The organism is Streptomyces sp. NPDC102406, from assembly GCF_044765725.1.
In the GTDB taxonomy this organism is placed as follows: Bacteria; Actinomycetota; Actinomycetes; order Streptomycetales; family Streptomycetaceae; genus Streptomyces.
Genome location: NZ_JBIWKP010000005.1, coordinates 256443 through 278220 on the forward strand (window position 1 = coordinate 256443; position 21778 = coordinate 278220).

The following is a 21778-nucleotide window of genomic DNA, read 5'->3' on the forward strand; positions in this document are numbered from 1 at the left end:
CGGGGCAGGGCCCCGGCGCCTCACTCCGTGCGCAGTCCGTCCGCCCGCATCAACCGCCACAGCGGCGGCATGCTCAGCAGGGTCACCGCCACGATCGCCGCCGCGCCCACGCCCGCCAAGGGCAGGAACAGCAGCCAGTCCGTGACGGGCTTGTCCACCATGCCGAGCATCAGCCGGCCCAGGACCAGACCGCCGCCGACCGCGACCGCCATGCCGAGCACCACCGGGATCGCCGTCTGCCACAGCACCGACCAGGCGAGCGTCGAACGCCGGGTGCCGTAGGCGACGAGGATCGACAACAGGCGCCTGCGGTCCCGTAGTTGCTCGATCTGCGAGACCAGCATGGACGCCGCGATCAACGTCATCGTCAGGGCCGCCGCCGAGAACAGGCCCCGGCGGATGCTCGCGTACTCCGTGTCGCGCGACTCCGTGCGGTAGTTCCACACGTGCATCCCCGGATCGAGCCGGAACGCCGTGTTCCGTACGTACTCGGCGGCGTCCGGCACCGACTCGTCTATCTGGATCTGCGCGGACGTCGAGGCGCTGTCCAAGCCCTGCACGTCCAGGGCGGCCGGGGTGGCGAGGATGCCGCCGAAGGCCTCGCCGCCCGGGTCGCGGCGGGAGTGCACCAGACGTGCGTCGGCGGGCAGCGTCCACTTCTCGGGGCGGGAGTCCCCGAGGACGAGCGTCGCGCCGGGCCGGGCGACCTTCGACAACTGCGCCTCCAGGTCGGGGTATGGGGAACCCTTGACGCGGAACACGTCACCGTCCCGGCACGACGGCAGCTTCGCCAGTTCGCGCAGCGAGGAGCAGGAGCCGACGGAGACCTGCACCCCCTGCGCGCCCTCGGCGTCCGGGTCGGCGCCCACCGGGCTCGCCCAGGTGTCCACGGTGCCGATCACCGACCGGACCCCCTTGGTGGCCCCGAACTCCTCGACCATCCGCTCGGCCAGCACACCGCTGGCGAGACTGGTGTTCACGCCGATCTGGGCCCGCTTCGGGTCCTCGCCCGTCGTCTTGCTGAAGTCGTCGTCGATACCGGCGGTGAACATCTGGAGGGCGATGCCGCCCGCCACCGCGATGGTGATGCCGGCGACCGCGCGACTCGCTCCGTTGCTGCTCAACTGGAGCCTTCGTACCGCGAGTTGCCACGGCACGGGCCCGCCGCGCAACCGGTTCACGACCGCCTCCACGACCCACGGCATGACCAGGACGAGACCGAGGAGCACCAGGGTGATGCCCGCCGTGATCCGCACGATGCCGGAGGTGTTCTCCGCGTCCGACGAACCCGACCCGAGCAGGAGCAGCGCGCCGACCACCGGCACCGGCAGCCGCCACCACAGGCGCCGGCCCCGGGCCCGACTGCTGCGCACGACACCCAGCGGCTCGATCGCCACCGAGCGCAGCGCGAACACGGTGACGGCGACCGCCGCGAGCGGTACGGCCAGCACGATCAGTACGCCGAGTGCGGGCACCGGCGACAGGTCGGCGGGGAAGGCCGAGAGCCGCCAGAGCTTCACCTGGCCCAGCAACTGTCGCGCGGCCAGGAAGAAGGCGACCCCGCAGCCGAGGCCGAGCAGCGTGCCGAACAACGCCTCGCCCGCCGCCATCCGGCGTGTCATCCGCGCGTCGGCGCCGACCAGCCGCAGCGCGGCCAGGCGCCGGTCGCGCCGCTCGCCGCCGAAGCGGACGGCCGTCGCGATGAAGATGGCCACCGGTACGAGCAGGACGACGCAGGCGAGGACGATGAGCACGATCAGGATCGGGTCGAGCGGCTGACTGCCGTAGTCCATGCCGAAGTGGTCGACGCGGGACGCGTGGCGCTCGGTGCTCAGTGTGTCGTCGCCGATGTACACGTACTGCTCGAAGGGGTCGTCCAGACCCGCGTCGTGGATCGTGCCCACGACGCGGTAGTGGTAGCGCTCCTTGAGCAGCTTGTTGCCGGGGGCGTCCAGCGCCTTCCTCAGGGCGGGCGAGACCACCATCTCGCCGGGGCCCGGCAGCTTGTCGACGCCGGGCGGCAGCGGCGGGTGCTGTCCTTCGGGGCGCACCAGGTATCCGCCGACGGTGCTGTCGTGGAACTCCGACGACGCGTCCAGGGTGAGCATCGTGCGGTCCCCGCGCGGGAGCTGCCCGTCCGAGCCGACGCCCAACTGGCGTGCGTCGCCCCGTACATCGCGCTCGTGCAGCATCGTCGGCACGGACGCCGCGCCCAGCAGCAGGGCCACGCCGAGGCCGACGCCGAGCGCGGTGAGCAGCGTACGGATCCAGCCCTCCCGGCCGCCCGCGGCGGCGAAGCGGATGCCGAGACCGAGGTCGCGCAGCCAGCCCCTGAGGCCGGAGGGGCCGGTGGGTGTGGGCGCCGCCGCGGTGGGCGCGCGGTCGTCGAGGAGGGTCATCCGATGAACTCCATGTCCCGTGACCTGCCGTCCCGTACGACGATCTCGCGGTCCGAGTAGGCGGCGACCCGGGTCTCGTGCGTGACCAGGACGACGGCGGTGTTCGAGCTCCGGGCGGCGTCCGTGAGCAGTTCCATGACGCGCTCGCCGTTGAGCGAGTCCAGGGCGCCGGTCGGCTCGTCGGCGAAGAGGACGCGCGGGTTGGTGACCAGGGAGCGGGCGACGGCCACGCGCTGGCCCTGACCGCCCGAGATCTCGCCGGGCCGCTTGCCCGCGAGCCCGTCGACCTCCAGGCGCTCCAGCCAGCCGGTCGCCCGGCGCTCGGCCTCCTTGCGCTTGACGCCGGTCAGACGCAGCGGCAGCGCCACGTTCTCGACGCAGGTCAGCTCCGGCACCAACTGGCCGAACTGGAAGACGAAGCCGAACTCTGTGCGGCGCAGGGCGCTGCGTTCGGTGTCGGAGAGCGTGGTGAGGTCGCGGCCGTCGTAGGTGATGGTCCCGGAGTCCGGGGTGACGATGCCCGCGAGACAGTGCAGCAGCGTCGACTTGCCCGAGCCCGAGGGGCCCATGACGGCGACGATCTCACCGGGGTGGATGGTGAAGGCGGCGCCGTCGAGGGCGGGCGTGGGCCCGTACGCCTTGTGCAGGTCGCGGGCGGTGAGGAGGGATCCGGCGGGGGTCATGAGGGGCGCACCTCCGCGGCGAGCTTGTCGAGGCGCGCGGCGGTCAGTTCCAGCCAGCGCAGGTCGGCTTCCAGGTGGAACAGGGCGTGGTCGCAGATGAGCTGGTCGGCCAGGTCGCCCTTGCGCTTGCGGTCCGTGAGGATGCGCATGAGGCGCAGGTGCTCGGCGCGCTGGCTGTCGAGTATCACGGCGGCGTCGCGCTCGGTGAGCAGCGCAAGCACGATCTTGGTGTAGAGGGTCGACTGGAGGTACGGCTCCGGTTTCTCCGGGGTCGCGAGCCACTGGCGCACGTCCGTGACACCGGCTTCGGTGATCGCGTACCGCTTGCGCTCGGGCCCGTCACCGGCCTCTATCCCGTCGACCTCGACGAGACCGTTCTTCAGGAGGCGGGACATGGTCGAGTAGACCTGCCCGTAGTGCAGCGGCTTGTCGTGCCCGAACGTCTCGTCGAAGGTGCGCTTGAGGTCGTAACCGTGGCGGGGTCCGGATTCCAGGAGCCCGAGAAGGGTGTGGCCGATGGACATGGGAAGGACTGTACACGGTGTGTATACCTGCCGTGTATACCCAAGGTGTCTACGAGGCCGCCCCACCGTCGTCGTCCGGGTCGCGGGGCGGTCGGCCCCGCCGCGGGAGGGGCCCGGCCGAACCGGGCAGCCGCCCGGCCTCGGCGAGCGCCCTGCGCAGCAGGAACTCGATCTGCGCGTTCGCGGAGCGCAGCTCGTCCCCGGCCCACCGGGCGAGGGCCTCGTACACGGCGGGGTCGAGCCGCAGCAGTACCTGTTTGCGCGGCGGCGGGGGAGGCGTCACTGGTAGAGCGTCCCCGTGTTGAGGACGGGCTGCGCGGCGCGGTCACCGCAGAGCACGACCAGCAGGTTGCTCACCATCGCGGCCTTGCGCTCCTCGTCGAGGGCGACGAAGTCCTGCTCGGTGATCCGGGCGAGCGCGTCCTCGACCATGCCGACCGCCCCGTCGACGATCAGCCGGCGGGCGGCGACCACGGCACCGGCCTGCTGGCGCTGGAGCATCGCGGAGGCGATCTCGGGCGCGTAGGCGAGGTGCGTGAAGCGGGACTCGATGATCTGCACACCGGCCGCCTCCACGCGCGCGTGCAGCTCGACGGCGAGCTTCTCGGTGATCTCCTCGGCGTTGCCGCGCAGCGAGAGCCCGCCCTCGTCGTGCGCGTCGTAGGGGTACTCGATGGCGATGTGCCGGACGGCCGCCTCGGTCTGCGTGGAGACGAACTCCAGGAAGTCGTCGACCTCGAACGTGGCCTGCGCGGTGTCCTCGACCTTCCAGACGACGACCGCGGCCAGCTCGATCGGGTTGCCGTACGCGTCGTTGACCTTCAGGACCGCGGTCTCGTGGTTGCGTACGCGCGTGGAGACCTTGGTGCGCGAGGTGAGCGGGTTGACCCAGCGCAGCCCGTCCTCGCGGATCGTGCCCCGGTAGCGGCCGAAGAGCTGGACGACGCGGGCCTCGCCCGGCGCCACCATGTTCAGGCCGCCCATCGCGAACAGCGACGCGATGCCGATCAGGATGCCGAGGACGATCAGGGCGGCCTTCGCCCCGTTGCCCGCCGAGGTGAGCGCGGCGCCCGTGGCGACCAGGGCGATGCCGACGATCAGGCCGAGGAGTCCGAGCAGCAGCGCGAGCCCCCCGCCGATGCTGTGCGCCGTGAACTCGCGCACACGCGCCTTCGGCATGGTCGGTACATCTGGTGTGGCGTCGGTCTCGGGCATGGGGGTCCCCACCTCTCTGAGCTGGCGGTTCGTGGACGGTGATCCGCGAACCATGTCTAGCAAAGTGATATCACTTTACCGGGGGCGGCAACCATCCGCACCCCTGGATCGTCGGTTCCCATGGGGTGGGTGCTGATTGTCACGTCCGGAAATGACCGGATCGGCAGGGTTTTGCCTTAAGTGGCGGTGTTAGCTTCATGAGCTGATTCGGCACGGAAGTGCACGGAGACGAGTCCTGGTCACGAACGAGAAGCGGAGTAACTGAGGTCATGGGCCGAGCGGAGGCGAGAAGAGCGCACAAGCGCGCGGCGCGGCCGTCGGGCATACGCCGCCTCTTCACCTGGAAGAAGCTCCTGGGGGCGTTCTTCGGGTTCGTACTGCTGATCATGGGCGCGTTCGTCGTGCTCTACATGGTGATCGACGTGCCGGAGGGCAACCCGGCCGCCAAGCTCCAGAGCAACGTCTACAAGTACAGCGACGGCTCCACCATGGCCAGGACCGGAGAGGTCAACCGCGAGATCGTCGACCTGTCCGAGGTGCCCAAGCCGGTCCAGGAGACCTTCGTCGCCGCCGAGAACAAGACGTTCTACAAGGACAAGGGCGTCGACCTGAAGGGCACCGCCCGCGGTGTGCTCAACACGGTCACCGGCAAGGGCAAGCAGGGTGGCTCGACCATCACCCAGCAGTACGTGAAGAACTACTACCTCACGCAGGACCAGACCGTCACGCGCAAGCTGAAGGAACTGGTCATCTCGCTCAAGGTCGACCGCAAGAAGTCCAAGGACGACATCCTCGCCGGATACATCAACACCAGCTTCTACGGCCGCAGTTCCTGGGGCATCCAGGCCGCCGCCAACGCGTACTACGACAAGGACGCTGACAAGCTGACCGTCGAGGAGGGCGCGTACCTGGCCGCGCTGCTCCAGGCCCCGAACCAGTACGACTGGGCGATAGCCTCCGACACCGGCAAGAAGCTCGCCAAGCAGCGCTGGAACTACGTCCTGGACAACATGGTCGACATGCACTGGATCAGCGCGAGCGAGCGCCAGGGCATGAAGTTCCCGGTGCCGAAGGAGCCGAAGGCCGCCGCCGGGCTTCAGGGGCAGGAGGGGTACCTGTACACCGCCGCCCGGGACGAGGTGATCAAGGACCTGAACCTCACCGACGAGCAGTTCGACGCCGGCGGCTACACGATCACCCTCAACATCGACCGCAAGAAGCAGAAGCAGTTGGAGAAGTCGGTCAAGGACCAGCTCACCGACAACCTGCACCCGAAGAGCAACAAGGCCGACGCGCGCGTGCAGGCCGGTGCGGTATCGGTCGACCCGAAGACCGGCAAGATCGTGGCGATGTACGGCGGCGCGGGCGTCTCCCAGCACTGGCGCAACAACGCGACGCGCACGGACTACCAGCCCGCCTCCACGTTCAAGCCGCTCATCCTCGCGGCCGCGCTGGAGAACGACGCCACGACGCAGAACGGCACGTCGATCAAGGCGAGCACGATCTACGACGGCACGAACAGGCGCCCGGTCGTCGCCGACGGCCAGAAGGTCGGTTTCGCCCCGCCGAACGAGGACGACCGCAGCTACGGCCCGGTCACCGTGCAGACCGCCATGAACAAGTCCATCAACTCCGTCTTCGCGCAGATGGGCGCGGACGTCGGCATGGACCAGGTCATGGCGATGGCCAAGAAGCTCGGCATGGACGACGCGGACCTCAAGCCGTACTACGCCCAGACCCTCGGCACCATGGGCGCGAGCCCGCTGGAGATGGCCGGTGTCTACGCGACCCTCGACAACCACGGCAAGCAGGTCACCCCGCAGATCGTGAAGGCGGTGCGCAAGCAGGGCCAGCCGGTCGAACTGCCGAAGGCGATCGGCGGACAGGTCCTCAGCCGGGGCGCCGCCGACTCGGTCACCTCGGTGCTCACCGGTGTGGTCGACGACGGTACGGCCCGCGAGTCGGTGCGCGACAACCCGGACCGCGACGGCCAGCAGGTCGCGGGCAAGACCGGTACCTCCGACGACAACAAGTCGGCCTGGTTCACCGGATACACGCCGGACCTGGTCACCTCGGTCGGTTTGTTCGGTGAGGGCGCGCCGAAGACTCCTGAGGCGGGCAACCAGGTACCGATGAAGGGCGCGGGCGGTCGCCCGCGCGTCGACGGCGGCAGCTTCCCGGCGCAGATCTGGGCGCAGTACACCTTCAACTCGTCGGGTTCCAACGGCAAGTTCGACCTCGACACCGACATGGGCGCGGGCGTCGCCCCGACGACGACCGCTCCGCCCACGCCGACGCAGGAACCCCCGACCTCGAAGGCGCCGACCCACACACCGTCCTCGACCCCGCCGCCGTCGGACACCCCGACGACGCCGTCCGAGACGCCGACCACCACCCCACCGTCGGAGGAGCCGTCGCAGACCCCGACGACGCCCACCGGCTCGCCCTCGCAGACCTGGGGCATCCCGGAGAACCCGGCGGACGGCGTGGGGGACGACGGCAGAGGCGACGGCTAGCGGTCCGCGGGTCGCGCCAGTTCGAACCAGACGACCTTCCCGGTGCTGAGGCGTGTCGCGCCCCAGCGCCGGGCCAGCCGGTTGACCAGGAACAGGCCGCGCCCGCCCTCGTCCGTGGCCCGCGCCTGACGCTGCCGCGGCAACTGCGGCACGTCGTCGCCGACCTCGCAGCGCAGCACATCGGTACGGAGCAGACGCAACGTCACCGGACGCGAGGCGTAGCGGACCGCGTTGGTGACGACCTCGCTGACCAGCAGCTCCACGGAGTCCGTCATCTCCTCGAGGCCCCAGCGCGCCAGGGCGCTGCGGGCGAGGCGGCGGGCCCGGCCCGGTGCCGCGTCCTCCGGGTCGAGGAACCAGTACGCCACGTCGCTCGGCGCGATCCCGTCGAAGCGGGCGGCGAGCAGCGCGATGTCGTCGTCCCGGTCGCCGGGACCGAGCATGTCGAGCACGTCGTCGCAGAGAGCCTCCAGCGGCGGCGAATGGTCCGGGCCGGTGAGCTGCGCGGTCGCGGCGAGCCGCTCGCGGAGCTGCTCTATGCCGGTCCACACGTCCCGCAGCCGCGACTCGACCAGGCCGTCGGTGTACAGCAGCAGCGTGGCCCCCGCCGGGGCGTCCAGCTCGACCGCCTCGAAGTCGACGCCGCCCACGCCGATCGGCGCCCCCGGCGGCACACGCAGCACCTCGGCGCGGCCTCCCAGGTGCAGCAGCACCGGCGGCGGATGCCCGGCGTTGGCGATGGTGATGCGGTGCGAGACCGGGTCGTACACGGCGTACAGGCACGTCGCCATGCGGTCGGTGCCGAGTCGCTGCGCCTGCTCGTCGAGGTGGTGCAGCACCTCCTGCGGCGGCAGGTCGAGCCCGGCCAGGGTCTGCGCGGTCGTGCGCAACTGGCCCATGATCGCCGCCGACGTCATGGAGTGACCCATGACGTCCCCGACGACCAGCGCCACCCGGCTGCCCGGCAGCGGGATCGCGTCGTACCAGTCGCCGCCGACCCGCGCCGTCTCCGCCGCCGGCAGATACCGGGAGGCGAGCCGTACCCCGGTCGGGTGCGGCAGCGTCTCGGGCAGCATGGTGCGCTGCAACTCGTCCGCGATGTACGCCTCGCGCCCGTACAGCACCGCCTTGTCGATGCCGAGGGCGCTGTGCGTGGCCAACTGCCCGGCCACCAGCAGATCGTCCGCGTCGAAGGCGTCCCGGTTCGGATGGCGCAGGAAGACCGCGGCGCCGATCACCCTGCGCCGCCCCCGCAGCGGCGCCAGGATCGCGCGGCGGCCTGTCGGCACCGCCCGGTCGCCGCCCAGCAGTTCGGGCAGCGCGGCGAGCGCGGCGGGCGAGTCCGCGAAGACGGGGCGTACCCCGCGCAGCACCTCGGCCAGCGCACCCCCGGACCGCACCTCGCACAACTCGACGCTGTCCGGGGCGAGTTCGATGGGCGGGACGATGACGGTCGCCGCCGGGACGCCCTCGGACTCCGTGTCGTCGACGGCGTCGGGGATCCGGTCGGTACGGCGCAGCCGCAGCACCATCGGGCCGGTCGGGCGCTCGTCACCGACCGGCAGCGGCTCCCGCAGATAGACCAGTATCGCGTCCGAGAACGTCGGCACCGTCGCCCGGCACAGACCCATCACGATCTCGTCCAGGTCGATACCGCGCGCGATCCGCCGGGTCGCCGCCCCGACGAAGCGCAGCCGGTCGCCGTCGCGGCGCATCGCCGTCGGCTGTCCGGCCGGACGCGGCTGTCCGGAGCGTCGCTCACCGCCCGGCGGCGGCCCCTGGGGGCGCACCGGCTCGGGCGAGGGCGACTGCGGCTGCGAGTGCTCCGCCTCCGCCCCGGCGGCGGGAGAGCGGCGCGGCTGCTGCGGTAAACCGTCGCCCGCCGGGGCCGCGGATGCCTGCGGGGCACGCCTGAGGGCCCCGCGTGGATCGGCGGGGCGGGCCGCCGCGCCGGGGTGGCGGCCTTCGTGGGAGCCTTGGTAAGAGGCTGAGTGCTCCGTCACGCGTGTCGAATCCGTCCGTCCGGGGCTGCGCGCCGTGTCACTGGCCGGTGCGCCGGCAGTTGGGGAACAGCAGGTGCTCGGTCGGGGCGTCGGCGCCTGCGGGAGCGTACGCGTGCGTCTCCTCCCCGATGCTCTCGAAGTTCCCGCGGTTCTGGAAGTTCTCGCAGTTCGATACCCGGATCGGGTGTTCCGGGAACGGGATTCCCGCGTCGTCGGTGCCGGCTCCGGCCGAGGACGACGCCAACCGGCCACCAGGCCGTCGCGGCCGTCCTCTCCGCTCCACCCACGTTCACGGTCCCGCCGCCCCTCGATGACCTGCTCGACATCGTGTCAGACCTACTGGAAGCGCGAAGAGTTGCAGTTGAAGCAGGTTTTTGTGCTCGTCCTCGCGCCGCCGCGTGCACTTGCGGAGGACGATCCTACGTTTACCCCATGGGGGCGCATCAAGGGTCTCATGAGGACACGTACGCGGGCGTACGGTCCCAGTCCTCGGGGAGCGCGGGGACCGGCCACGCCGGGTCGGGCCGCCAGTGCTCCCAGCCGTCCGAGAAGGGGTGGCCCCAGGCTTCGATGACCTCCACCGCCCGGCGCCCGGCCGCCCGTACCCCGGCTGCCCGCTCGGCGCTCATCAGGCCCACGGCCTGCGCCTGCGCGAACTCGTCCTCGTCGTGCCAGCGCCAACTGCCGTCCTGGTACACCGACAGGTCGAGGAAGTGGTCCTCGGAGTCGACACCGCCCGACCAGCGCACGCGCGGCTCCTCCAGGTTCACGTACCAGTTGCGGAAGGTCCAGTCGGGCTCCCGGAAGAGCCACACCGACCAGGGTTCGCCCGGCCGCGCCAGCTTGAGCACGCCGGCACCCGCCCAGCGGTCGCGGCGCAGGACGCGCGGCTTGGTGTAGCGGGTGGCCAGCGGCTCGCGGTGCACCGGGGTGCCGTCCGCGATGACCGGCTTCACGCACTCGGTGCCCGGCGCCATCCACACGGCGAGCAGTTCGTCCGTGTCCCGGACGACCGTGACCGGGCGGCAGATGTGGAAACCCGCACCGCCGTTGGCGCGGTAGCGCCACAGGATCGGTTCCCCGGGCGCCCATCGCCCGCCGCCCATGCCGTCGGTCCGGCCGTCGTCTGTCATGCGCAGATATTAGGTGCCCGGGGCATACGACGCTGCGGTACGGGTCACGAACACGTCATCCGGCGATCAGTGCCCGGTCCTCACGGACGTGTCATCCGCAGGACGTCCAGCGCCTCGTCGAGCTGTTCCTCCGTGAGGTCGCCGCGCTCCACGTACCCGCCGTCCAGCACCACCTCGCGGATCGTCCTGCGCTCGGCCAGCGACTTCTTGGCGACCTTGGCGGCCTCCTCGTAGCCGATGTACTTGTTGAGCGGGGTGACGACGGACGGCGAGGACTCGGCGTACTCGCGGGCCCGCTCACGGTTGGCGGTGATGCCGTCGACGGTGCGGTCGGCGAGCAGCCGGGAGACGTTGGCGAGCAGCCGGATCGACTCCAGTACGTTCTTGGCGATGACCGGCAGCATGACGTTCAGCTCGAAGTTGCCCGCCGCGCCCGCCGTGGCCACCGTCGCGTCGTTGCCGATGACCTGCGCCGCGACCATCAGCGTCGCCTCGGGGATGACCGGGTTGACCTTGCCCGGCATGATCGACGAACCGGGTTGCAGGTCCGGCAGGTTGATCTCGGCGAGTCCGGTGCGCGGGCCCGACGCCGCCCAGCGCAGATCATTGGCGATCTTCGTCAGGCCGACCGCGATGGTCCTGAGCTGCCCGCTCGTCTCCACGATCCCGTCGCGCGCGCCCTGCGCCTCGAAGTGGTCGCGTGCCTCGGTCAGCGGCAGCCCCGTCGTCCGGGCGACCTCGGCGATGACGGCGGCGGAGAACCCGGCAGGCGTGTTGATCCCGGTGCCCACCGCCGTGCCGCCCAGGGGAAGTTCGGCCAGCCGGGGCAGCGAGGCCTTGAGCCGCTCGACGCCGTAGCGCACCTGCGCCGCGTACCCGCCGAACTCCTGCCCGAGGGTCACCGGCGTCGCGTCCATCAGGTGCGTACGCCCGGACTTCACGACATCGGCGAATTCGGCGGACTTGCGCTCCAGGGCCGCCGCGAGGTGGTCGAGGGCGGGGATCAGGTCGTGCGAGACGGCGGCGGTCGCCGCGATGTGGATTGACGAGGGGAAGACGTCGTTCGACGACTGCGAGGCGTTGACGTGGTCGTTCGGGTGGACGTCCCGGCCGAGCCGCTCGGTGGCGAGCGTGGCCAGCACCTCGTTGGTGTTCATGTTGGAGGAGGTGCCGGATCCTGTCTGAAAAACGTCCACCGGGAACTGGTCGTCCCAGCGGCCCTCGGCCACCTCGTCCGCCGCCTCCGCGACGGCCCGGGCGATGTCCTTGTCGAGGACGCCCAACTCCGCGTTGACCTTCGCGGCGGCGGCCTTGATACGGGCCAGCGCCTCGATGTGGGCGCGCTCCAGGCGCTGCCCGGAGACGGGGAAGTTCTCCACGGCACGCTGCGTCTGGGCCCGCCACTTCGCGTCCGCGGGGACCCGCACCTCGCCCATGGAGTCGTGTTCGATCCGGTAGTCGCTCATACCTCGTACAGCACGGGCAGGTGCCGAGGTGTTCCCGGCCGACGCCGGACGGACCGTCTGGTCCAGCCCGTCCGGCGGGTACCGCGGACGCGGTTACGCGAGGCCGGGGCCGCGCACCGGGATGTGCGTGAACGTCGGCTCGGGCGCCGGGTCCCGGAAGAAGTCGTTGCCCTTGTCGTCGACGACGATGAACGCCGGGAAGTCCTCGACCTCGATCTTCCAGACGGCCTCCATGCCGAGCTCCTCGTACTCGACGACCTCGACCTTCTTGATGCAGTCCTGCGCGAGGCGCGCGGCCGGACCGCCGATGGAGCCGAGGTAGAAGCCGCCGTGCGCGTCGCAGGCGTCGGTGACCTGCTGCGAGCGGTTGCCCTTGGCGAGCATCACCTTGGAGCCGCCCGCGGCCTGGAACTGCGCGACGTAGGAGTCCATGCGGCCCGCCGTCGTCGGGCCGAACGAGCCCGAGGCGTACCCTTCCGGCGTCTTGGCCGGGCCCGCGTAGTACACCGGGTGGTCCTTCAGGTACTGCGGCATCTCCTCGCCCGCGTCCAGGCGCTCCTTGATCTTGGCGTGCGCGATGTCGCGGGCCACGACCAGGGGGCCGGTGAGCGAGAGGCGGGTCTTCACCGGGTACTTGGTCAGCTCGGCGAGGATCGCGTCCATCGGCTGGTTCAGGTCGACCTTGACGACATCGCCCTCGTCGAGGGACTCGTCCGTCGTCTCGGGCAGGAAGCGCGCCGGGTCCGTCTCCAACTGCTCCAGGAAGACGCCCTCGGCGGTGATCTTCGCGACGGCCTGGCGGTCGGCCGAGCAGGAGACGGCGATGGCCACCGGGCAGGACGCCCCGTGCCGCGGCAGGCGCACCACGCGTACGTCGTGGCAGAAGTACTTGCCGCCGAACTGCGCGCCGATCCCGATCTTCTGCGTGAGCTCGAAGACCTTCTCCTCCAGCTCCTTGTCGCGGAAGCCGTGGCCCAGCTCGGAGCCCTCGGAGGGGACGTTGTCCAGGTAGTGGGCGGAGGCGTACTTCGCGGTCTTCAGCGCGTACTCGGCGGAGGTGCCGCCGACGACGATCGCCAGGTGGTACGGCGGGCAGGCGGCCGTGCCGAGGGAGCGGATCTTCTCCTCCAGGAACTTTATCATGGAGGACTCGTTCAGGACGGCCTTCGTCTCCTGGTACAGGAACGACTTGTTGGCCGAGCCGCCGCCCTTGGCCATGAAGAGGAACTTGTAGGCGCCGCCGTCGGTCGCGTACAGCTCGATCTGCGCGGGCAGGTTCGAGCCGGTGTTCTTCTCGTCCCACATGGTCAGCGGGGCCATCTGCGAGTACCGCAGGTTCAGGTTCTGGTAGGCGTCGTAGATGCCCTTGGAGAGCGCCTTCTCGTCCTCGCCCTCGGTGAGGACGTTCTGCCCGCGCTTGCCCATGACGATCGCGGTGCCCGTGTCCTGGCACATCGGCAGCACACCGGCCGCCGCGATGTTCGCGTTCTTCAGCAGGTCGAGCGCGACGAACTTGTCGTTGCCCGACGCCTCGGGGTCGTCCACGATGCGGCGCAACTGGGCGAGGTGGGCCGGGCGCAGGTAGTGCTGGATGTCGTGGACGGCCTCTTCCGCGAGCTTGCGCAGCGCCTCGGGCTCGACCTTCAGGAACGTACGGCCGTCCGGCCCCTCGGCGGTGGAGACACCCTCCGAGGTCACCAGGCGATACGGCGTGGTGTCCTCGCCCTGGGGGAGCAGATCGGTGTACGCGAACTCAGGCATCTCGCCCATTCCTCACTCGACAGACAGCGGCTGGCATTCATCGGCAGCGCCGACCAGCGTAGAACCTGGCGGGGCGGCGGAGTCTGTGAGGTAAGGCTCAGTTCCGGCCCCCGCCCTCTAGTCGCGATCTATCGCGTTTGGGTACGCTGCTGCCGTGGACCTTGAGAAGCGCCCCCAGCAGACCGCCCCCGCGGTGGACCAGGCCGACCTGCGTGCCTCCGACGCCGATCGTGACCGCATCGCCGACATCCTGCGCGAGGCGCTCGCCGAGGGCCGGCTCGACGCGGAGGAGCACGCGGAGCGGATCGACGGCGTGTACCGCGCCAAGACGGTGGGTGAGCTGGAGCCGCTGGTGCGCGACCTGCCCGCGCAGCCGCCCCGCGCCGCCGCCGCGGGCACGGCGCCGGGCCGACCGGTGTCCGCCCCCGCCCCGGCCGGCCCCGGCGAGAACCTGGTGGCGGTGTTCAGCTCCACCACGCGCAAGGGCCGCTGGCGCGTGGGCCGCCGCACGCACGCGTACGCCGTGTTCGGCAACATCGAGATCGATCTCAGCGAGGCGATCTTCGAGCACCCGGAGGTCTCCATCCGGGCCGTCTCCGTCTTCGGCAATGTCGAGATCCAGGTGCCCGAGAACATCTCGCTGCGCGGCAGCGGCGGCGGTGTCCTCGGCAACTTCGAGGTCCACACCCTCGACGCCGCGGACCCGGACGCGCCCGTGGTGCTCGTCGACGGCGTCGCGGTCCTCGGCAACATCGAGGCGAGGCCCAAGCGCGGCAAGATCGTCCGGAAGATCGAGAAGCAGATGCGCAAATACCTCGGCTGAATATCGCCCTCCGGTCCGAACTCCCGTATGCGCAACGGAACTTCCGTGCTTCGGAACTCAGTGCATAGGCGTCGACACAGCGGGTAGAGCTTGCTGCATCGTCTCTCGCTCGCGAAAGCCGTCGTAAGCCGTCGTCAGGAGTAGACCGTGCTGCATCCGCCGCATCAGTCCCTGCAGGTCGCCGCCGTACCGCCCCAGCGGGTGCCCGTGGGGGACAGGGACCAGGACGCGCCATGGCACACGGAGGCCGTGTGCAGGCGCGACGAGGCGGGGCTCTTCTTCGCACCGTCCAAGGAACCCACCGCCGCGCGCCTGTCGCGCGAGGAGGCGGCCAAGCGGGTCTGCGCCCGCTGCCCGGTGATGGTCGAGTGCCGCGAGCACGCCCTGCTCCAGCCGGAGCCGTACGGGGTGTGGGGCGGGCTCACCGCCGCCGAGCGCCGGGTGGTCCTGGCGCGCAGGCGCCGGCGCGAGGTCGAGCTGAAGTCGGCCCGCGCGGTGGCAGCGGCCGGATAGTCCACGCGCGTACGTCACCGGGGGCGCCCCCTGGTCGCAGGGGGCGCCCCCGGTGACGTGGCGTTCGACGCGCGGGCGGTCACTCGGCCCGGCTACTCGGCCCGGCTACTTCGCCCGGTCACTTGGCCCGGTCGAAGTCGACCGCGCTGTAGGCCCGCAGCTTGCTCAGCCGGTGCCGGGAGTCGATCTGCCGGATCGTGCCGGACTTGGACCGCATCACCAGGGACGACGTCGTCGCCGTCTCCGAGCTGTAGCGCACGCCGCGCAGCAGTTCGCCGTCGGTGATGCCGGTGGCGACGAAGAACACGTTCTCCCCGGAGACCAGGTCGTCGGTGGAGAGCACCCGGTCCAGGTCGTGCCCGGCGTCGAGCGCCCGCTGCCGCTCCGCCTCGTCCTTGGGCCACAGCTTGCCCTGGATGACACCACCGAGGCACTTGATCGCGCAGGCCGAGATGATGCCCTCGGGGGTGCCGCCGATGCCCAGGAGCAGGTCGACGCCGGAGTCCTCGCGCACCGCGAGGACCGAGCCCGCGACGTCGCCGTCGGTGATCAGCTTGATCCGGGCGCCCGCCTCGCGGACCTCCTTGATGATGCCCTCGTGGCGCGGCCGGTCGAGGATGACGACGGTGACGTCCTCCGGGGCGGCCTTCTTCGCCTTGGCGATCCGGCGGATGTTCACCGCCACCGGAGCGTTGATGTCCACGTAGTCGGCGGCCTCGGGCCCGGCCACCAGCTTGTCCATGTAGAAGACGGCCGACGGGTCGAACATGGTGCCGCGGTCGGCGGCGGCGAGCACGGCGATCGCGTTCGGCATGCCCTTGGCGCAGAGCGTCGTACCGTCGATCGGGTCGACGGCGATGTCGCACTCGGCGCCCGTCCCGTCCCCCACGCGCTCGCCGTTGAACAGCATCGGCGCCTCGTCCTTCTCGCCCTCGCCGATGACGACGACGCCGTCCATCGACACGGTGGAGACGAGGGTGCGCATGGCACGGACGGCCGCGCCGTCCGCGCCGTTCTTGTCGCCGCGGCCGACCCAGCGGCCGGCGGCCATGGCCGCCGCCTCGGTGACCCGGACGAGCTCAAGGGCGAGGTTGCGGTCCGGGGCCTCGGAGGGGACCTCGAGTTCGGACGGGAGCTGGTGATGCTCGGTCATCGAGACGCACCTTTCTGTTCCGGGATTTCACCGGGATACGACGACGGCCGGATGAGGGTTGGTGGCCTCGACTCTATCGCCAGTCCGACAATCTGAGCAGGGCGCCCCACGGATGAGCGGACCGGCCGGGCCCGCTCGCGCGCCGCGGGACCTCCCGGCAGAGATCATTCGGCGACCTGCGACGATGGGGCGCGTGGCAGGAAGAAATGGCAAGAAGACGGTCGGCAGCCTGGTCCTCTCACTCGGCGTCTGCGTCGTCGGGGCGGGTGTCGCGTACGTGTTCATCCCGCACGACGACTCCGAGCGGACGCCGGTCAAGCGCGTGGACTACCGGGTCGAGCTGCTGACGGCGCGGCGCGCGGCCTCCTACCCGGTGGCCGCGCCCACCGGTCTCCCCAAGACCTGGAAGCCGACTTCCGTGCGCTACCAGGGTGAGCCGAACGAGGCGTGGCACCTCGGTTTCCTCGACCCCGAGGGCCAGTACGTCGCCGTCGAGCAGTCGACCGAGAAGCCGGTCCAATTCATCGACGACGCCAGCCAGGGCGCGGAGGAGACCGGGCGGGCGCAGACCATCGGCGGCGAGAGCTGGCAGCGCTACAAGGGCGCCAAGTACGACGCCCTGGTGCTGAAGCGGAAGAACTCCACCACCCTGGTGACCGGCACGGCCGGATTCGGACAGCTCACGAAGATGGCCGAGGCGCTGGAGATGAAGAAGGAGAAGGCTTCCTGAGTCTCCTGTACGCGTACGAAAGGGCCCCGGCATCAGCCGGGGCCCTTTCGTACGCGTACAGGAGACTCAGACGGTCGTGATGACCTGGTCGAGCTCCAGGCGCGGGGAGCGCGGGAACCAGGCGTCGTCGCCCGGCTTGCCGATGTTGACGATCATCAGCGGGGTGTGGTCGTCGTCCAGGAACTCCTTCTGGACACCGGCGAAGTCGAAGCCCGTCATCGGTCCGGCGGCCAGGCCGGCGGCGCGCACGCCGATGATGAAGTAGGCGGCCTGGAGCGACGCGTTCAGCGCGGCGGCCTGCTCACGGACCGGGCGCTCGGAGAAGAAGGCGTCCTTGGCGGCCGGGAAGTGCGGGAAGAGGGCCGGGAGCTCCTCGTGGAACTCGTTGTCCGCGGAGAGGATCGCGACCAGCGGGGCGGCGGCGGTCTTGGGCTGGTTGCCCTCGGCCATGAGCTGCACGAGGCGCTCGCGGGCCTCGGCGGAGCGGACCAGGGTGATGCGCAGCGGCGACTGGTTGAAGGCCGTCGGGCCGTACTTGACCAGGTCGTAGATCGCCTGCACCTGCTCGTCGGTCACCGGCTCGTCGGTGAAGGTGTTCGCGGTGCGGGCCTCGCGGAACAGCAGGTCCTGGGCGGCGGGGTCAAGAACGAGAGACATCGATCAACCTTCTCGGTACGGCGTGACGGCTGCGGTGATCCGATCCGTCCGGATCAGCCGGTACCCACGACAGTACGCGGATTCGGTTCAACCTTCAACCAACCCGTTCGTGACTCTCTTCACTCACTCCTCTTCAGCGGCGTCCCCGTCCCCGTCCCCGCCCTCTCCGTCGTGCTCCTCGGCCAGTGCCGCGTCGAGCCGGGCCCGCGCGCCGTCCAGCCAGCGGCGGCACACCTTCGCCAGCTCCTCGCCGCGCTCCCACAGGGCCAGGGACTCCTCCAGGGACGTGCCGCCGGTCTCCAGCCGCCGCACGACATCGATGAGCTCGTCCCGCGCCTGCTCGTAACCGAGCGTCCCGTCGGCCGTCTTCGTGGTCATCCTGCTGTCCGTCCTCACGCTTCGGTTCCTGTGACTCTTACCGTGAACTCGCCCTCGGCGACTCTCGCCCGCAGCACCTCGTCGGGCGCCGCCTCCGCGGGAGCGCGCACCACATGGCCGTCCGCCTTCTGGAGGACCGCGTACCCGCGCTTGAGCGTGGCCGCGGGGGAGAGGGCGACCACGCGCGCGTGCGTGTGCGTCAGATCGGACTCCGCGCGGTCCAGAAGGTGGCCGAGCGTGCGGCGGGCCCGCTCCGCCAGCGCCGCGACCTGCTCCTCGCGCTCGTCGACCATCCGGTGCGGATCCTGTATCGAGGGCCGGGAGAGCGCCGCGGCGAGACCCCGCTCCTCCCGGTCCAGGAACGCCTCCACGCTGCGCCGGCCCCGGTCGCGCAGCCACCGCACCCGCTCGTACTCCTCGCCGACGTCCGGCACGACCTTCTTCGCCGCGTCGGTCGGCGTCGAGGCCCGCAGATCGGCGACCAGGTCGAGCAGCGGGCTGTCCGGCTCGTGGCCGATCGCGGAGACGACGGGTGTCCGGCAGGCGGCGACCGCCCGTACCAACTGTTCGTCGGAGAAGGGCAGCAGGTCCTCCACGCTGCCCCCGCCCCGCGCGACGATGATCACGTCCACGGCGTCCAGCGCGTCGAGGTCCTTGACCGCCTGGACCACCTGCGGCACGGCGTGCACGCCCTGCACCGGCACATTGCGCACCTCGAAGCGGACCGCGGGCCAGCGGTGCCGCGCGTTCTCCAGCACGTCGCGCTCCGCGGCCGACGCCCGACCGCAGACCAGCCCGATGAGCTGCGGCAGGAACGGCAGGGGTTTCTTGCGGTCGGCCGCGAAAAGCCCCTCCTTGGCGAGCGACTTCTTCAACTGCTCCAGGCGCGCCAGCAGCTCACCGACGCCGACCGGGCGGATCTCGGCGGCGCGCAGGGAGAGCTGCCCGCGCGGCGCGTACCACTCGGGCTTCGCGTGCACGACGACCCGCGAACCCTCGCGCACCACGTCCGCCACCGCGTCGAACACCTGCCGGTAGCAGGTGACGGAGACCGAGATGTCGTACGAGGGATCGCGCAGCGTCAGGAAGACCACACCGGCTCCGGGCCTGCGGGAGAGCTGGGTGATCTGCCCCTCGACCCACACGGCGCCGAGCCGGTCGATCCATCCGCCGATGAGACGGGAGACCTCGCCCACGGGGAGCGGGGCGTCCGGAGACGTGTTGGCAGCCATGCCGCGAGGGTAGTCGCCGCCACTGACACGCAGGTGGGGCACACGGACAGTCCGGCAGCTCCCCCCCGGGGCGCCCCGTCGCGCCCTACGCCACCGGATCCTCCGCCACCCGCCCCCGCTGCACCACCAGCACCACCAGCCCCACGACCAGCCAGATCGCCCCGACCACCTGCGCCGCCCCCGACGCCTCCACGATCACCGCGACCGTGATCGCCGCGCCGACCACCGGGACCAGAAGATGCCGCCACCAGCTCACGGCCCCGCCCCGGCGGCGTACCGCGAAATAGCCCACCACGCTCGCGTGCAGCAGGGTGAACGCCGTCAGGGCGCCGATGTCGACGACCGACACCAGATGGTCCATGCCGTCGTCCCTGCGGGCCGCCCACACCGCCGCGACCAGCGTGATCACCGCCGCGACGAGCAGCGCCGCGCGCGGCACGCCCGCGTTCGTCCGCGACAGGGCCTTCGGCAACCGCCGGTCGCGGGCCATCGCGAACACCAGCCGGCCCGCCGCCGCCTGCCCGGCCAGGGCCGCGAACGCCGCGCCGATCGCCTTGCTCACCGCCACCAGATCGTGCAGCCACCCCCCGACCGACGTGTCCACGGCGTCGTAGAACGCGGAGCCCTGCTTGCCCGGATCCGCCGCCAGTTGCGCCGACGTCGTCGGCTCCAGGAGCGCCACCAGGTACGTCTGCGCCACGAACAGCACACCGGTGAGCGCCAGACAGAACAGCACGGCCCGCGCCACCTTCGCCGAACCGCCCGTCACCTCCTCGGCGAACGTGGCGATCGCGTCGAAGCCCAGATAGGAGAGGACCGCGACGGACACCGCCCCGAGCACCGCCGACAGGGCGAACGCACCCTGCGTCCCGTCCCCGCTCAGCGGCGACAGCCAGTCACGCTGCGCGCCGTCCCGGACCAGCACCACGACCGCCGAGACCACGAAGACCAGCAGCACCACGATCTCCAGCGCCAGGACCGCGAAACCGACCCGCGCGGCGGCCCGTACGCCCCACAGGTTCAACAGGGTCGTGATCAGCACCGCCAGCGCCGTCCACACCCAGCGCGACACCGAGGGGACCAGCGCGTTCATGGCGATGCCCGAGAAGAGGTACGCCACCGCCGGGATCAGCAGATAGTCCAGCATCGCCATCCAGCCCGCGATGAACCCCGGCCCCTTTCCGAGCCCCACGCGCGCGTAGGCGTACACCGAGCCCGCCCGCGGAGCGACCCGCACCATCTGCGCGTAGCTGAACGCGGTGAACGCCATCGCCACCGTCGCCACGATGTACACCAGCGCGACCGCGCCGTGCGACTTCGCGTCCAGGGTGCCGAAGACGCCGACCGGCGCCATGGGGGCGATGAACAGCAGCCCGTAGACCACGAGGTCCCGGAAGCTGAGACTGCGCCGCAACGCCGCCTCTTCATGGGTGGCCGTGGGCTCCGTGGACATCACACCTCCGTATAAGCCGTGCACAGAATCCCAGTCTGGGCACGTCCGGTCCTTCCGGCCTGTCGAGCACCACCCGCCCGGGGAATCCACGACCCGCGCGAGCCCCCCTTACGATGGGGGCATGACTGCTACGACTGGCTCCCGCCGTGTCCTGCTCGCCGCCCCCCGTGGCTACTGCGCCGGTGTGGACCGTGCCGTGATCGCCGTCGAGAAAGCCCTGGAGCAGTACGGCGCCCCCATCTACGTGCGCCACGAGATCGTCCACAACAAGTACGTCGTGCAGACCCTGGAGCGGAAGGGCGCCATCTTCGTCGAGCGGACGGAGGAGGTCCCCGAGGGCGCCATCGTCATGTTCTCCGCACATGGCGTCGCCCCGACCGTCCACGCCGAGGCCGAGCGCGGCAAGCTCGCCACCATCGACGCGACCTGCCCCCTGGTCACCAAGGTCCACAAGGAAGCGATCCGCTACGCGAGCGACGACTTCGACATCCTCCTGATCGGCCACGAGGGCCACGAGGAGGTCATCGGCACCTCCGGCGAGGCCCCCGACCACATCACCCTGGTCGACGGCCCCGAGGACGTCGCCAAGGTCGAGGTCCGCGACCCCTCCAAGGTCGTCTGGCTCTCCCAGACCACGCTCTCCGTGGACGAGACGATGGAGACGGTCGACGCCCTCAAGGAGAAGTTCCCGCAGCTCGTCTCGCCGCCCAGCGACGACATCTGCTACGCCACGCAGAACCGGCAGCTCGCCGTGAAGCAGATGGGTGCCGACTCCGACCTCGTCATCGTCGTCGGCTCCCGCAACTCCTCCAACTCCAAGCGCCTCGTCGAGGTCGCCAAGCTGGCCGGCGCGCGCGAGGCGTACCTGGTGGACTTCGCCTCCGAGATCGAGGAGTCCTGGCTGGAGGGCGTCACGACCGTCGGCGTCACCTCGGGCGCCTCCGTCCCCGACGTCCTCGTCGAGGAAGTCCTGGAGTGGCTGTCCCAGCGCGGCTACGCCGACGTGGAGATCGTCAAGGCGGCGGAGGAGTCCATCACGTTCTCGCTCCCCAAGGAGCTCCGCCGCGACCTGCGCGCGGAAGCCGCCGCTCTGTTGCAGGGTTCCCGTTCCGAGAAGTGATCGCGACCGCGGCGTCGTA

The 21778-nt window shown here is 70.8% G+C and carries 20 protein-coding genes; 5 read left to right on the forward strand and 15 right to left on the reverse strand.

All coding sequences use genetic code 11. The annotated features are described in order from the left end of the window. Positions 1-20: 20 nt before the first annotated feature. From ACIRF8_RS22360 to ACIRF8_RS22380, 5 genes are read right to left on the reverse strand one after another with little or no spacing between them, the layout of a single operon-like run. Entirely contained in the window at positions 21-2399 is a 2379-nt protein-coding gene (locus ACIRF8_RS22360) for an FtsX-like permease family protein (protein WP_404217185.1), read from the reverse strand. Then, positions 2396-3082, reverse strand: a complete 687-nt coding sequence (locus ACIRF8_RS22365) for an ABC transporter ATP-binding protein (protein ID WP_404217186.1) — start codon at positions 3080-3082, stop codon at positions 2396-2398. Before ACIRF8_RS22365 ends, ACIRF8_RS22360 begins: the two co-directional genes overlap by 4 nt. Next, on the reverse strand, positions 3079-3606 hold the full coding sequence (locus tag ACIRF8_RS22370; RefSeq protein WP_404217187.1) for a PadR family transcriptional regulator: 528 nt from the start codon (positions 3604-3606) through the stop codon (positions 3079-3081). Before ACIRF8_RS22370 ends, ACIRF8_RS22365 begins: the two co-directional genes overlap by 4 nt. Before the next feature lie 49 nt (positions 3607-3655). Continuing rightward, entirely contained in the window at positions 3656-3889 is a 234-nt protein-coding gene (locus ACIRF8_RS22375; protein WP_404217188.1) for a hypothetical protein, read from the reverse strand. Beyond that, complete coding sequence (locus ACIRF8_RS22380) at positions 3886-4821, reverse strand: SPFH domain-containing protein (RefSeq protein WP_404217189.1); 936 nt, start codon at positions 4819-4821, stop codon at positions 3886-3888. The genes ACIRF8_RS22375 and ACIRF8_RS22380 overlap by 4 nt, the downstream gene beginning before the upstream one ends. A 269-nt stretch (positions 4822-5090) precedes the next feature. Here ACIRF8_RS22380 and ACIRF8_RS22385 point away from each other — a divergent pair, with 269 nt between their 5' ends. Further along, complete coding sequence (locus ACIRF8_RS22385; protein ID WP_404217190.1) at positions 5091-7337, forward strand: transglycosylase domain-containing protein; 2247 nt, start codon at positions 5091-5093, stop codon at positions 7335-7337. Here the strand turns inward: ACIRF8_RS22385 and ACIRF8_RS22390 are convergent. From ACIRF8_RS22390 to ACIRF8_RS22410, 5 genes are all read right to left on the reverse strand, one after another. Next, positions 7334-9340, reverse strand: coding sequence for a SpoIIE family protein phosphatase (locus ACIRF8_RS22390; RefSeq protein ID WP_404217191.1), 2007 nt, complete (start codon positions 9338-9340; stop codon positions 7334-7336). The two genes, ACIRF8_RS22385 and ACIRF8_RS22390, sit on opposite strands and share 4 nt — an antisense overlap. A 37-nt stretch (positions 9341-9377) precedes the next feature. Next, a complete protein-coding gene (locus ACIRF8_RS22395; protein WP_404217192.1) occupies positions 9378-9584 on the reverse strand; it encodes a hypothetical protein in 207 nt (68 codons plus the stop codon). 208 nt (positions 9585-9792) lie between these two features. Then, positions 9793-10473: a DUF402 domain-containing protein gene (locus ACIRF8_RS22400; protein WP_404217193.1), complete on the reverse strand. Its 681-nt coding sequence runs from the start codon at positions 10471-10473 to the stop codon at positions 9793-9795. 80 nt (positions 10474-10553) lie between these two features. After that, positions 10554-11939: a class II fumarate hydratase gene (locus ACIRF8_RS22405; protein WP_404217194.1), complete on the reverse strand. Its 1386-nt coding sequence runs from the start codon at positions 11937-11939 to the stop codon at positions 10554-10556. A gap of 93 nt (positions 11940-12032) precedes the next feature. Next, positions 12033-13700, reverse strand: a complete 1668-nt coding sequence (locus ACIRF8_RS22410) for a fumarate hydratase (RefSeq protein WP_404217195.1) — start codon at positions 13698-13700, stop codon at positions 12033-12035. 154 nt (positions 13701-13854) lie between these two features. Between ACIRF8_RS22410 and ACIRF8_RS22415 the strand changes: the two genes are divergently transcribed. Together ACIRF8_RS22415 and ACIRF8_RS22420 are read left to right on the forward strand one after the other, a co-directional pair. Continuing rightward, positions 13855-14523 carry a DUF1707 domain-containing protein gene (locus tag ACIRF8_RS22415; protein WP_404217196.1) on the forward strand — a complete coding sequence of 223 codons (669 nt, stop codon included), beginning with the start codon at positions 13855-13857 and terminating at the stop codon, positions 14521-14523. A 147-nt stretch (positions 14524-14670) separates the two neighbouring features. After that, entirely contained in the window at positions 14671-15036 is a 366-nt protein-coding gene (locus tag ACIRF8_RS22420) for a WhiB family transcriptional regulator (protein WP_404217197.1), read from the forward strand. A gap of 118 nt (positions 15037-15154) precedes the next feature. Here the strand turns inward: ACIRF8_RS22420 and glpX are convergent, their stop codons facing one another. Then, a complete protein-coding gene (gene glpX, locus ACIRF8_RS22425; RefSeq protein WP_404217198.1) occupies positions 15155-16189 on the reverse strand; it encodes a class II fructose-bisphosphatase in 1035 nt (344 codons plus the stop codon). 193 nt (positions 16190-16382) lie between these two features. Between glpX and ACIRF8_RS22430 the strand changes: the two genes are divergently transcribed. Continuing rightward, positions 16383-16919, forward strand: a complete 537-nt coding sequence (locus ACIRF8_RS22430; RefSeq protein WP_404217199.1) for a DUF4245 domain-containing protein — start codon at positions 16383-16385, stop codon at positions 16917-16919. 66 nt (positions 16920-16985) lie between these two features. On the opposite strand, the gene ACIRF8_RS22435 is transcribed toward ACIRF8_RS22430, so the two are convergent. The 4 genes from ACIRF8_RS22435 to ACIRF8_RS22450 form a co-directional block, all read right to left on the reverse strand. Next, positions 16986-17576 (reverse strand): malonic semialdehyde reductase, encoded by a 591-nt coding sequence (locus ACIRF8_RS22435; RefSeq protein WP_404217200.1) that lies wholly within the window; start codon positions 17574-17576, stop codon positions 16986-16988. 123 nt (positions 17577-17699) lie between these two features. Continuing rightward, the gene (locus ACIRF8_RS22440) at positions 17700-17954 is read right to left on the reverse strand and encodes an exodeoxyribonuclease VII small subunit (RefSeq protein WP_404217201.1); all 255 of its coding nucleotides are present in this window, start codon (positions 17952-17954) and stop codon (positions 17700-17702) included. Between the two features lie 14 nt (positions 17955-17968). Beyond that, entirely contained in the window at positions 17969-19186 is a 1218-nt protein-coding gene (gene xseA, locus ACIRF8_RS22445; protein ID WP_404217202.1) for an exodeoxyribonuclease VII large subunit, read from the reverse strand. Between the two features lie 85 nt (positions 19187-19271). Continuing rightward, complete coding sequence (locus tag ACIRF8_RS22450; protein WP_404217204.1) at positions 19272-20639, reverse strand: APC family permease; 1368 nt, start codon at positions 20637-20639, stop codon at positions 19272-19274. Between the two features lie 121 nt (positions 20640-20760). Here ACIRF8_RS22450 and ACIRF8_RS22455 point away from each other — a divergent pair, with 121 nt between their 5' ends. After that, positions 20761-21759 (forward strand): 4-hydroxy-3-methylbut-2-enyl diphosphate reductase, encoded by a 999-nt coding sequence (locus ACIRF8_RS22455; RefSeq protein WP_404217205.1) that lies wholly within the window; start codon positions 20761-20763, stop codon positions 21757-21759. The last annotated feature ends 19 nt before the right edge of the window (positions 21760-21778 follow it).